This window comes from Algibacter sp. YIN40, assembly GCF_057219435.1.
In genome coordinates this window covers 955,173-969,249 of sequence record NZ_JBXVVC010000001.1, presented here as the reverse complement: position 1 = coordinate 969,249, position 14,077 = coordinate 955,173, and the positions used below count along the sequence as shown (strand labels likewise).

The 14,077-nt window shown below is 32.6% G+C and carries 8 protein-coding genes; 3 read left to right on the top strand and 5 right to left on the bottom strand.

Features of this window, described 5'->3' with window-relative positions; all coding sequences use genetic code 11:
* Positions 1–143: 143 nt before the first annotated feature.
* The 3 genes from AC2D6V_RS04555 (at position 144) to AC2D6V_RS04545 (ending at position 5,197) form a co-directional block, all read left to right on the top strand.
* Positions 144–1,520, top strand: coding sequence for an OmpA family protein (locus AC2D6V_RS04555; protein ID WP_484646865.1), 1,377 nt, complete (start codon positions 144–146; stop codon positions 1,518–1,520).
* 79 nt (positions 1,521–1,599) lie between these two features.
* Entirely contained in the window at positions 1,600–4,356 is a 2,757-nt protein-coding gene (locus tag AC2D6V_RS04550; RefSeq protein WP_484646864.1) for a PD-(D/E)XK nuclease family protein, read from the top strand.
* Position 4,357: 1 nt separating this feature from the next.
* Positions 4,358–5,197: an alpha/beta hydrolase family protein gene (locus tag AC2D6V_RS04545; RefSeq protein ID WP_484646863.1), complete on the top strand. Its 840-nt coding sequence runs from the start codon at positions 4,358–4,360 to the stop codon at positions 5,195–5,197.
* Positions 5,198–5,200: 3 nt separating this feature from the next.
* On the opposite strand, the gene AC2D6V_RS04540 is transcribed toward AC2D6V_RS04545, so the two are convergent.
* From AC2D6V_RS04540 to pgmB, 5 genes are all read right to left on the bottom strand, one after another.
* Positions 5,201–6,856 (bottom strand): alpha-amylase family glycosyl hydrolase, encoded by a 1,656-nt coding sequence (locus tag AC2D6V_RS04540; protein WP_484646862.1) that lies wholly within the window; start codon positions 6,854–6,856, stop codon positions 5,201–5,203.
* Positions 6,857–6,859: 3 nt separating this feature from the next.
* On the bottom strand, positions 6,860–8,701 hold the full coding sequence (locus AC2D6V_RS04535) for an alpha-amylase family glycosyl hydrolase (RefSeq protein ID WP_484646861.1): 1,842 nt from the start codon (positions 8,699–8,701) through the stop codon (positions 6,860–6,862).
* 110 nt (positions 8,702–8,811) lie between these two features.
* Positions 8,812–10,929: a glycoside hydrolase family 97 protein gene (locus tag AC2D6V_RS04530; protein WP_484646860.1), complete on the bottom strand. Its 2,118-nt coding sequence runs from the start codon at positions 10,927–10,929 to the stop codon at positions 8,812–8,814.
* A gap of 18 nt (positions 10,930–10,947) precedes the next feature.
* A complete protein-coding gene (locus tag AC2D6V_RS04525; protein WP_484646859.1) occupies positions 10,948–13,257 on the bottom strand; it encodes a glycoside hydrolase family 65 protein in 2,310 nt (769 codons plus the stop codon).
* Positions 13,258–13,262: 5 nt separating this feature from the next.
* Entirely contained in the window at positions 13,263–13,928 is a 666-nt protein-coding gene (gene pgmB / locus AC2D6V_RS04520) for a beta-phosphoglucomutase (protein ID WP_484647513.1), read from the bottom strand.
* Positions 13,929–14,077: the final 149 nt, after the last annotated feature.

Sequence of the window (14,077 nt, the reverse complement as noted above, 5' to 3'; positions counted from 1 at the left end):
TTAGCTATAATTTTATCTAAAATCATTCTGAACTATCGATTAACAAAAGGAATCTCTAATATTTTTATATATTTGTCTTTGTTAATAAAATTTAACAACTTACTTTTGCTGACAATTAACACTTAAAAATTAAACTTTTGAATATGAAAAATCTTAGCAGATTATTGTTCGCTATGTTGCTTGTACTTGGTTATAGCAACGTAAATGCACAAGACGAAAACAACCCATGGCAAATTACTATTGGGGTAAATGCGGTTGACGCTTATCCTTCTGGAGATGATACTCCTTTTAGCGAAACTGTTTTTAGTAAATTCTTTGATGTTGACAACTACAACATTTTACCTTCACTATCAACTATTTCTGTATCTAAATATGTTGGAGATGGGTTTTCTTTTGGAGTTACTGGTTCTTTAAACAAAATTACCAAATGGGGTGAAGATGCTGCCGGGGAATCTATTGGGGTGGATGATTTATCTTACTATGGTGTAGATGGAACTATCAAGTACAGCCTTGGTGAAAGACTTAACCTTAACACTTTCGACCCATATTTAGGTCTTGGTGGTGGTTATACTTGGGTTGATGAAATTGGAGCTGGAACATTAAACGGAACTTTAGGTTTTAACTTATGGTTTAGTGAAAATGTTGGTTTAACTCTTCAGTCAACATACAAACATGCCTTTGAAGATTACTTACAAACACATTTCCAACATACTGCTGGTATCTCTATCAAATTTGGAGGAACAGATACAGATGGCGATGGTATATATGATAAAGATGATGCTTGTCCAGATGTTGCTGGTTTAGAAGCTTTCAACGGTTGCCCAGATTCTGATGGTGATGGTATTGAAGATAGTAAAGATGATTGTCCAAACGAAGCAGGTGCTGCTGAGTTTAATGGTTGCCCTGATGGTGATGGTGACGGTGTTGCTGATAAAGATGATAACTGTCCAACTGTTGCTGGTCTAAAAGCTTTAGCTGGTTGTCCAGATGCTGACGGTGACGGTGTAACTGATGGTGACGATGCATGTGTTAACACTGCTGGTCCTGCTGCAAACAAAGGATGCCCTTGGCCAGATGCTGACGGTGACGGAGTTTTAGACAAAGATGATAAATGTCCAGAAGTTAAAGGAACTGTTGCTAACAACGGATGTCCAGAAGTTTCTGAGGAAGTTCAAAAAACTTTAAACGAGTATGCTAAAACTATCTTATTTGATTCTGGTAAATCTAGTATCAAAGAGCAGTCTGAAGCTGTATTAGGTGACATTATCAATATTCTAAAAGAATACCCAACTTCTAAATTTACAGTTGAAGGACATACAGATAGTGTAGGTAGAGAAGACTCTAACCAAAAATTATCTGATGCTCGTGCAAACGCAGTAAAAGAGTATTTAATTAATGGAGGTATTGATCAGTTTAGACTTTCTTCTCTAGGGTATGGAGAATCTAAACCAATCGATTCTAACAAAACTAGAGCTGGTAGAGCTAATAACAGACGTGTTGAAATTAACTTATCTAAATAATTTAGTAAGAAGTTAATTACCAAAATAAACTTTTAGAAAAAACGCTTCGGATATCCGAAGCGTTTTTTATTTTTATATAATGACAACTTTTATTTTTGATGTTTTAGCTGATTTAAAAGAAAAAGACATAAACTTAAGCGAGGTAACATTTATATTACCAAGTAGAAGGGCTGGGCTATTTTTAAAACATCAACTTTCGCATTTTATAAAACAACCTATATTCTCGCCAAATTTTCTAAGTATTGAGGAATTTGTTGAAGAATTATCACAGCTTAAAAGCATTTCGAATACCGAACTTCTTTTTGAATTTTACACTTGTTACTCTAAATTAGCCAATAAAGAATCTCTTGATTCCTTTGAATCCTTTTCCAAATGGGCACAGGTACTACTTCAAGACTTTAATGAAATTGATAGATACCTGATTCCACAAGAACATATCTTTAATTATTTAAGTGCCATACAAGATTTAAATCATTGGTCGCTAGAGGAAAACAAAACAGATTTCGTTAAAAATTATTTAGCTTTTTGGAATAGACTCCACAGCTATTACGAAGAATTTGCCGAACACCTATTAAACAAATGCATTGGTTATCAAGGTTTGATTTATAGAAAGGCAGTTGAAAACCTAGAGTTTTATCGTCAAGATAATTTAAACAAACAACATGTTTTTTTAGGGTTTAATGCGTTAAACACATCAGAAGAAACCATAATACAAGAACTACTTCAAAACGAACTAGCGCTAATATATTGGGATATAGATGCTGTTTTTATGAATAATACAAAACATGATGCTGCATTATTCATGAGTCATCATAAAAATAATTGGTTCTTCTTTGAAAGCAATCCTTTTAATTGGGTAACTAAGAATTATTCAAGTGAAAAAAATATTTCGGTATTTGGCGTTCCAAAAAATGTAGGACAAGCTAAATATATTGGTTCGCTATTAAAAAAAATAAAAAAAGAGAAGGAGTCGTTGCAAAATACAGCAATTGTTTTAGGCGATGAAAATTTATTGACGCCATTGCTTAACTCTTTACCATCAAATATCGAAGCCCTAAATATCACAATGGGGTTACCTTTAAAATCCATCCCTTTAGCTCCTCTTTTTGATTCGCTCTTCCTTTTACATAAAACAACTGCTAAATCCTACTACTACAAAGACATAATTAACATTATATCACATCAATTCATACGCCCCCTATTACTTATTGATAATGTAGATTATGCTACTAAACTTATTGAGACTATAGATAACAACAATCTAGTATATTTAAAAATAGATCGTTTAATAGAAATAGCGAGTGAAGCCAAGATTATTATTGAATTGTTGTTTTCAAACTGGTCTGAATCTATTGAAAAAATCTTAAAAAATTGTTCTCAATTAATACTAGTTATAAAAAACAATTTAAACCAAAAGAAAGGCTCTAACTTGTTACTATTAGAATATTTGTTTCGCTTTAACGAACTATTTAATGAGCTTTCAAGATTAAATTCAGAAAATCAACACATAAAAGATATTCAAACGTTATATGCCATTTATAAAGAATTATTGAGTACTGAAACTTTAGATTTTCAGGGCGAACCATTACAAGGTCTCCAAATAATGGGTATGTTAGAATCTCGTGTTTTAGATTTTGAAACTGTCATTATTTCTTCAGTAAATGAAGGCGTCCTTCCATCTGGAAAAAGCAATAATTCATTCATTCCTTTTGACGTGAAAATTGAAAACAATTTACCAACATTCAAGGAAAAGGATGCTGTTTATACATACCATTTTTATAGGCTATTACAACGTGCCAAAAATATTTACATATTATACAATACTGAAGCAGATATATTAACAGGCGGTGAAAAAAGTAGATTCATTACACAATTAGAACTAGAAGGCGTACATAAAATCAAGCATCAAATAATAGCGCCATATGTACCGGTTGTTAAACAACAATTAAATATTGTTAAAAAAACCGAATTGTTAGAAAAGCAAATCATTGAAGTTGCTAAAAAAGGGTTTTCCCCGTCATCTTTAACCAACTATATTAGAAACCCTATCGATTTCTACTATCAGAAAATATTAAAGATAAAAGACCATGCTGATGTAGAAGAAACAGTTGCATCTAACACACTAGGAACAGTAGTTCATAACACCCTTGAAGATTTTTACAAACCATTTGTTGGTGAATTTTTATCTGTTGAATCTATCAAAAAATTAAAACACGCTATTGAAAATAAAGTAACACTTCATTTTAAAAATGAATACAAAGAAGGTGACATTACCAAAGGCAAAAACTTAATTATTTTTGAAATTGCGAAACGCTATGTTTCAAATTTTTTAGATTTAGAAATAAAAAATTTGAAAGCGGGAAACCAAATTAAAATTATAGCCATTGAAGCAAATAACGATATTTCAATTGATGTGCCAGAGCTCAATTTTCCTATAAGGTTAACTGGTAAAGTTGATAGAATAGATGAATATAATAGGGTAACTCGTATAATAGATTATAAAACCGGCAGTGTGCAACAAAATCAAGTAGAAATTGTAAACTGGGAGGATATTATTTCGGATTATAAAAAGTATAGTAAAAGTTTTCAAGTTCTAACTTATGCCTATATGATGCAAAAAACTGATACTATTAAACTTCCAATAGAAGCTGGAATTATTTCTTTTAAAAACCTTAATTCTGGATTCTTAAAATTTGGTAAAAAAGAAAGTACTTACAGCAGAACTAAAGATGTATCAATAACAAAAGAGACTTTGTCTTCTTTTGAAACAGAATTAAGAAAGCTTATTATAGAAATTTGTAATCCTGATATCGATTTTACTGAAAAAGAAGTTTGAAATGATAATTACCAAAAACATACGCTTACAGGGAAAACATAGTAAACCCATACTTACTGATGTTTTTTATATAGATGACACTCCTTTAAAACCAATAGTGATATTTTGCCATGGTTATAAAGGTTTTAAAGATTGGGGCGCTTGGAATGTAATGGCAACTTCTTTTGCTGATGCAGGTTTTTTGTTTATAAAATTTAATTTTTCGCATAACGGAGGTACTATTAAACAACCACTAGATTTTCCAGACTTGGAAGCTTTTGGAAACAACAATTATACAAAAGAATTAGACGATCTAGAAACTGTAGTTGATTGGGTTCATCAAAATGAAAATATTAAAGAAGCAGGTGATTTATCAAACATATCGTTGATTGGTCATAGCAGAGGTGGCGGTATAGTAACTATTAAAGCCGAAGAAGATAATCGAATTAAAAAAGTAATAAGTCTAGCTGGGGTATCAAGTTATGGTAAGCGAACCTCAACCACTGGAGATTTAATGAAATGGAAAAAAAATGGCGTAAAATATGTTTTAAATGGGCGCACAAAACAGCAAATGCCTCATTTTTATCAGTTTTACGAAGATTTTATAGCCAATGAAAAACGACTTACTATAAAAAGAGCTGTTTCAAACTTAAAAATACCGTATTTAATTATTCATGGTGATGGTGATACCAGTGTTCTAATCGAAGAAGCTAAATATCTTCATAAATGGCATCCAGATAGTAAATTTGAAATAATAAAAGGCGCTAATCATGTTTTTGGTGCAAAACATCCTTGGAAAACTAATCAGCTGCCAGAACATTTATTAAGAGCTATCAGCTGCATGATACAATTTGTAAAGTAGAAATTATATTAATTCCAATAGCACGATATCGAATACAGAGTCAATTAAGACTTTTCCGTTTTTAACTTTAGTTACAATTCCAGAATAAGCATCTCTTAGAGTTTTTCCATTATCCAATATTTTTGACACATCCAATAACTTTTGTCCTTTAGGTAGGTCGAGCCCAATAACTACTAAATCACTATAATCTCCTTTTTGATAGCTTCGATAAAACAAATATGGTTCTTGTGTAATCATTTGATGTATTCCAGCTCCCACGGCGGGATGATTTGCTCTAAACTTTCCTAGTTTTTGCCAATGTGCATGCACTTGCTGCGTTTCGGTATCCTTACGTATAGCTTCCCAATTCATAAAAGAGCGCAATGTAGCATCACCTTGAGTACCTTCAATTACTAACGAACGAGAAGATTCGTCTCCATAATATACTTGCGAAGTACCTGGAGATAATAATAATTTTGTAGCAGTTTCAAACGGTTTAACTCTAATAGGATCAAATGGTGCTCCATCATCGTGAGAACTTAAATAATTTAAAACACCATAATTTTTTAGTTCTGAATGTAATATATTAGAATACTTATTAAACATCTCTTCAATTGGCAGTTGTGCAGCATCCTCTTTAATCTCAAAATTTATTAAACTACTAAAAGCTTTATCAAAATAATCAACTTGTCTGTCTCCAAAATTAAAGGCTTTAGTATGAGAAATATTATAGTTATAAACCTCTCCTACAAGATAAAAAAGATTGTCATCCATTACTTTTTTAGGATTATTCTCTTTAAATTCTGCGAAAGCATAATCGCACGCTTCTTTAAATTCTTGCCAAACATATGGCTCTGTGTGTTTAACAGTATCAACTCGATATCCATCTATTCCAAATTCTGATATATAATCTGTGAGCCATTTCATGATATAAAAACGTGGTGCCTTTCGATATCCCGTTCTCTTGAAAAACGCATCTAATTCTGCAACCTCCTGCTCATGCCTACCTTCTCTTTTCCACTTTTCAATAAGTTGTGCAGGTAACTCAACTTCTTCATTACTTTCTGTTCTAATATCTGGAAGATTTTTCACCAAAGTACAGGTTACGGTATTTGTAAAGGATTGATAATCACATTGCGGTTCTGTACGAACCCATTCCTCTGGCCAAACAGAATCTTTATCTGTAACAGGGCCTGTGTGATTGATAACAGCATCTAACAATACACGTATGCCCTGTTTATGAGCCGTTTCAACTAATTCTTTTAAATCTTGTTTGGTTCCGAAATTTGGATCTATCGCCGTCCAATCACTTGCCCAATAACCATGAAACCCATAACTCAAGCCTGTACCTTCATCTGTTCCACCATGAATTTGCTCAACAATTGGTGTCATCCAAATGGCATTGATACCCAAATCTGAAAAATAGCCTTCTTTAATTTTTTGAGTAACACCTTTTATATCACCACCTTCAAACCCGCGAAGCTTTCCAGTTTCTTCATTTCTATCAAAATTTACATCATTTGAAACATCTCCATTATTAAATCTATCAATTAATAAAAAATACACATTAGCTCCTTCCCAAACAAAATGAGTTTCGGGTTTTTGTTTTATAACTTCCTTTTTTTCTTCACAACCGAAAAGAACAAAAACGAATAACAAAATGAATATGTATTTCTTCATGATTTATCTTAGTTTCAAAATAAAAGACTCTAGTGGTTTTAATTTTACTTTAACACTCCCTAACTCATTTTTAACTTTTAAAGTTGATTTAAATTTATTGAATAATTGATCTTCAAATTGATAATCTCCATTTAGTAATTTCCATTTTTTGATAATTTCTTTTGGAAGTTTTAAATCAAATTCGAAAGGTTTATTATCATCAAAATTTGATATAACAATAAGTTTTTCATTATCACTCCAACGCACAAAGGATAATACTTTATCATTATAATTCTCAGTATATTTTCTATTAAACTCATGAATATCTTGATAGTTCTCGACTAAGGCCGAACTATTTATTGTAAAATTTAATAGCCTTTTATAAAAGTCTCTTAAATTCTTTTCCTCTGGTTTTAATTGACCTCCATCAAACTGTTTATTATTTACCCAACGTTGATGTGAAGGCACGCCAACATAATCAAAAATTGAGGTTCTAGTGGGTAAGCCAAAACCAGCATTCTCTGAGCCATCTTCACCTACCTCTTGCCCAAAATAAATCATGGTAGGTGCTGTTGTTGACGTTGCAGAAACCACCATTGCTGGTTTTCCTTTTTCAGCATTTCCTGCAAAATCAGGACTAGCTATCCTTTGCTCATCATGATTCTCCAAGAAATGTAACATATGATGTTCTATGTCTTTCAAATCATCAAGAATTAGAGGAATATAATCTGTTTTCCCTTTTCCTTGCATCACACTTTTTATAGTATCATACAATTGAACTTTATCGTACAGATAGTCCATTTTGCCTTTTTTAATGTATTCTCTATAAAGTGATGGATTATAAACTTCTGCCATTAAAAACGCATCTGGATTTTTCATTTTGATGTTAGAATTCATATAACTCCAAAATTCTACAGGTACCATTTCTGCCATATCATAACGAAATCCATCAATACCCATTTCTAACCAATACAGCGCAATATCTTTAAACTTTATCCAAGAATTCGGAACGATTTTTCCTTTCCAAAAATCATAGTGTCTTTTATAATCTTCATTTTCAAAACCTACTGGAAGTTCGTCAAAATCTTTTTTTCCATCGGGTGATATACCATAATTGACTTTTACGGTTTCATACCAATCAGTCATATCCGGTTGAGACAACCTAGATCCATTCCCTGTCCATTTCGCGGGTTGTTCTAAAAATACTCCATCCTCTAGAGTGTCTTTCTGCTTTCCTAAAGGCGAATATCCATTTTTCCACTCAGGAACTTTAAAAGTTTCATCTGGATTATAATAAAAATTATTGTTTTTATGATATGCTATTGAACTATCATCGTCTTCTCCAAAATCCTTAATACCTTCTGGATTTGATAAGCCCTTATAATTTCTGGCAACATGATTTGGAACGATATCAATAATGACTTTCATTCCTGCTTTATGAGTTCGTTCAATAAGTGCTTGAAACTCTTCTAACCTGTTTTCAACATTCACCGCTAAATCAGGGTTTACATTATAATAATCCTTAACCGCATAGGGTGAGCCCGCACGTCCCTTTACTATCTCGGGGTCATCTTTCGAAATTCCATACATTGTATAGTCGTTAATCACTGCATGATGAGGTACACCAGTATACCAAATATGACTTACTCCTAAATCTTTAATTTCTTCTAAAGCTTTTTCAGTAATATCATCGAATTTACCAACACCATTTTCTTCAATTGACCCCCAAGGCTTATTATTCGTAATTGTGTTGCCAAACAAACGGGTAAACACTTGATATACTACATATTTTTTTGTAGCAGTTTTTACTTCTTTCGGAGGCTTATTAATTACTCCCTTATCTCGTTCGCAACTTATTCCAAACATTGTAATTATTATTAATAGATGTTTTATTGAATGCGCTCTCATTCAGGATTTAATTTAATTTTTGTTTTTGAAAAAGGTCAATTTATTTAATACTAAATGCAATTTTCATTTTACTCCAATTCCATAATACTAATTGCATAACCCCCTCCAGAAGCAGAAAACAAAGACAGATTAGACTGGCTTGTCACTTTTTTGGTTGTAATTCTATAGTCTTGCGGGTTAGTTTTATAATGTGCCTTTTCGGCGTCAGCATAAATAGTTGCTTTGTACTTTTTTCCTTTTTCCAAGAATTCTAAATTAATGTCTGATGTTCTGGGTGTTATTCCATTTACATTTCCAACGAACCAATTATTGCTTCCTTTTTCTTGTCGAGCAATTGTAATATAATCTCCTGGTTCTGCCTCTAAATAGACGCTTTTATCCCAATCTATCGCAACATCTTTTATAAACTGAAAGGCATCCATAAACTGCTCGTAATGCTCCGGTAAATCTGCTGCCATTTGTAATGGGCTATACATGGTTACATATAGTGCTAATTGATTTGCAATCGTACTATTTACATGAGAATCGTTATTTGGGTTTAACTTGCTGATATCCATTTCAAACACTCCTGGTGTATAATCCATTGGCCCTCCAATTAATCTGGTAAAAGGCAACACAGTAACATGATTTGGTTTTGAACCACCGAATGCTTGAAACTCTGTTCCTCGAGCTGATTCATTTGCTATTAAATTAGGATAGGTTCTACAAATTCCTGTTGGCCGAACCGCCTCATGAGCATTCACCATAACCTTATATTCTGCAGCTTTTTCAATAGCATATTGATAATGATTTACAACCCATTGACTGTAATGATGCTCACCTCTTGGTAAAATATTTCCAACGTAACCACTTTTTACTGCATCATATCCGTTGTCTTTCATAAATTTATAAGCTCGATCCATGTGGCGCTCGTAATTTCTTGTAGAACCAGATGTTTCGTGATGCATAATCATTTTAACGCCTTTTGATTTGGCGTAATTATGAATCTCATCAACGTCAAAATCTGGATATGGTGTTACAAAATCGAATACATAATCTTTAGATTTCCCAAACCAATCTTCCCAACCTTCATTCCAACCTTCAACTAAAACACCATCAAATCCGTGTTCTGAAGCAAAATCGATATAGCGCTTTACTTTTATATTATTTGCGGCATGCATATCATTAGGTTTTACATTCGAATAGTCCGTTACTCCTAATTGAATCGCCGGCAATTCATCTGTATATGCCCAAGAGCTTTTTCCAGTAATCATTTCCCACCAAATACCAATATATTTTACTGGTTTTATCCAAGAAGTGTCTTCGATAGCGCAAGGTTCATTCAAATTCAATGTCATTCTTGATGCCAAAATATCGCGCGCATCATCGCTTACCATAATCGTTCTCCAAGGCGAATTGCATGGTGCCTGCATATAACCCTTATCGCCATTTACATCTGGTGTTAAATGCGATTCGAATATCATATTTTTATCGTCTAAATTTAGATGCATACATGAATAATTAATTAATGCAGCTTCATGTAAATTAATATACAATCCATCTGCAGATTTCATCATTAACGCGGTTTGAACCCCTGTTTTGGAGAATTGCTCTTGTGATGCATTATCTGTAACTGATTTGTCAAATTTTTCACGTATTCCAGACAATTTTGATTCTGTATAATCATATTCCTGAGAATCGTAATCTCCTGGAATCCAAATAGCAGTATGATCGCCTGTCATAGTAAATTGTGATCTTTCTTCTTTGATTACGAAATATACTAGGTTCTCCTGCTGAGGAAATTCATAACGAAAACCTAATCCGTCATTAAATAATCTGAAACGAATAATTAGTTCTCTATCCGTTACATTTTGTTTTAAACTTACTGCCAATTCGTTATAATGGTTTCTTATTTCTTTTTCTTCTCCCCAAACAGGTTTCCAAATTTCATCAAAAGTTGAATTCTCGGTATTGAGAATTACAAAATCATTCAACAACGATTTTTCATCATCCTTTAACTCCAAACCTAAGTGACTAGGTTTTATAACGTCTTGATTTTTATAAGACAATTTATAAGTAGGAGTACCGTTATTTTCCAAAGAGAAAATCATATTAAACTCGCCATTGGGTGATTTTAACTCTTGACAATTGGCTAGTTCTAAAACCGATAAAAATATAGCTATACTTAGTATTATTAACTTTTTCATTTTTTTTGTATTACACGATTAGCTTACCGCTTTTAGTACTTTATTCTTCAGTAAATGTGGTTTTTCATTCACCAAAATTTCTAAACCTTCACCACAAATCAATTCAAAATTTGTTTGCTTTTGAGTGATGTCAACTTTTATAATATGGTTTCTAAAATTCACTTTAAATGAATACCCTTTCCACTGTTTAGGAATTTTTGGCGTAAACGAAAGCTTATTATCTTTAACGCGCATACCACCAAAGCCCTCAACAATACTCATCCATGTTCCTGCCATTGATGTAATATGTAAGCCTTCATGCACTTCGTGATTGTAATCATCTAAATCTAATCTTGATGTTCTTAAATAGAAAGTATACGCTTGTTTCATTCTATCTAATTTTGCAGCTTGAATACTGTGCACACAAGGAGATAATGAACTTTCATGAACTGTAAATGGTTCGTAAAAATCAAAATGTCGTTCTAATTCTTCATTAGAAAATTTATCTTCAAAAAAGTAAAAACCCTGTAAAACATCGGCTTGCTTTATATATGGTGAACGCAAAATTCTATCCCAGCTCCATTTTTGATTTATTGGTCTTTGTGACTTAGATAAATCGGAGACTGTAATTAGTTCTTTGTCCAAAAAGCCGTCTTGCTGCAAATATACTTGGTGCTTTTCAGAATACGGGAAATACATATTATCGGCAACTGCTTTCCATAACGCCAATTCTTTTTTGGAAAGCTTTACTTTTTTAGCTATTCTTAAAAAATCATCAAAATATTCAGATTCAATTTTTTCAATTTGCTCAAGCGTATAATCAATGCACCATTTTGCCAAATAATTAGTATACCAATTATTATTAACGTTATTCTCATATTCATTTGGCCCAGTAACTCCAAGAATAACATACTTGTTTTTATCTGTAGAAAAAGTTGCGCGTTGTTGCCAAAAACGAGCAATTCCTATTAAAACTTCTAATCCCTTTTCTGGAATATAACTATAATCGTCTGTATAGCGGTAGTAATTATAAATAGCAAATGCTATGGCTCCATTTCTATGGATTTCTTCAAAAGTAATTTCCCATTCGTTATGACATTCTTCGCCATTCATTGTCACCATAGGATATAAAGCTGCTCCATTACTAAAACCTAACTTTTTGGCATTTTCAATGGCTTTTTCTAAATGGTTGTAACGATATTCTAGTAATGCTCTAGCAACTTTTTGGTCTTTGGTTGCCATATAAAAAGGAATGCAATAAGCCTCTGTATCCCAATAAGTACTACCTCCATATTTCTCTCCTGTAAATCCTTTTGGCCCAATATTTAACCTAGAATCTTTTCCTAAATACGTTTGATTTAGTTGAAAAATATTAAATCGAATTCCTTGTTGCGCTTTTACATCTCCAGAAATAGTGATATCGGCCATTTCCCAAATGTTAGCCCAAGCTTGTTTTTGATCTTTTAATAATTGACTAAATCCTTTTTTTGTAGCAGTCCTTAAAACTTTTTTTGAAGCTGCAACTACTTGAGATTTGTTATGATTTGTATCTACAACATAACCACCAAACTTGTGGATGGCATAGGTTTCTCCTTTTTTTACAGGGTATTGATAACTAAAGGAAGCTAAATTTACATCGGCTTCTATTGTGGGTTCGGTTAAAATTGTCTTTTCATTGATAAACACTTTAGATTCCATGAAAGTACATGTGTAAAAATCAGTCTTCATCGTTTTAGCTTCAATAAATGCTTGATGGTTTTTATGCCTTACATTTATTGTATCCCAAAATTTATCATCCCAATTGGTGTCTTCATTAGTGATACCCGAATCTAAATAAGGTTGAAAGGTTATTTTCGCGTCCTTATTAATCGGTTTAATTTGGTAATTAATTGCACCTATTTCATCCAAATCTAAACTTAAAAAGCGCTTTATTTTAACCTCAACAGTTGTATCGTTTTTCAATGTAGCTCTAAAACTTCTAAACAGCCAACCCTCTTGCATGTTGAGCTCTCTTTTAAAATTTTTAACGGTCTTACATCTAAATAAATCCAGTTGTTCGCCATTAACATCTACATTAATACCAATCCAATTTGGCGCATTTAATACTTTAGCAAAATACTCTGGATAGCCATTTTTCCACCAGCCTACGCGGGTTTTATCGGGATAATAAACGCCAGCGATATAACTACCCTGAAAGGTAGGTCCAGAATATTGCTCTTCAAAATTAGCCCGTTGCCCCATAGCGCCATTACCAATACTAAATAAGCTTTCTGAAGATTTAACCCGACTAGCATCAAAACCTTCTTCTATAATAGACCAATTGTCTGGTTTTATATAATCTTGATTCATTACTCTTAAATATTTATTTCTGAAATAGCCTCTGTAAAAAAATTATCTGGAATTTCAGTTAAATTATTAAAATTAAAACAGGCTTGACTCAGCGTGTTTTTATCTCCTATACCTATGGATATCATATTTGCCGCATTTGCTGCTTCTACTCCTGCAATAGCATCTTCAAAAACAATACATTGCTCTGGTTTTAAATTTAATTTTTTGGCCCCAATCAAAAACACTTCCGGGTCTGGTTTTGCTTTAGAAACGCTGTTTCCATCAACAATTCCAATGAAACGTTCATATAAATTGACTTGCTTTAAAATTAGTGGTGCATTTTTACTTGCTGATCCAAGCACATATTGAATTCCCATCTCATCGAGTGTATCCAATAATTCACTTGCTCCTGGTAAAATTTCTTCTGGCCCCATTTTAGTAATATACTTAAGGTATTCTTCATTTTTACTCACTAAAATCTCTTGCTTTTTTTCTTCTGAAAGCTTAACATTTCCTATATCTAGCAAAATTTCTAAGGACTTAACGCGGCTCACTCCTTTTAATAATTCGTTGTGTGTTTCTGTAAACTCAAATCCTAGTTTATACGCAAGGTTTTTCCAAGCCAAAAAATGATACTTCGCCGTGTCAACTATAACACCATCCAAATCGAATATGACTCCTTTTTTATTAATCATTTACAGCTCTATTTAATTGCCAGCACCTTTCATTTACAATCGACAACCAAATTAATACTTGTCAACTTGAACAATAAAAATAAAACTAATAGAGGAAACTAAGCTGTTTGAGGAAAAAATCGAATGATAATTGGCGCGAAAACGTT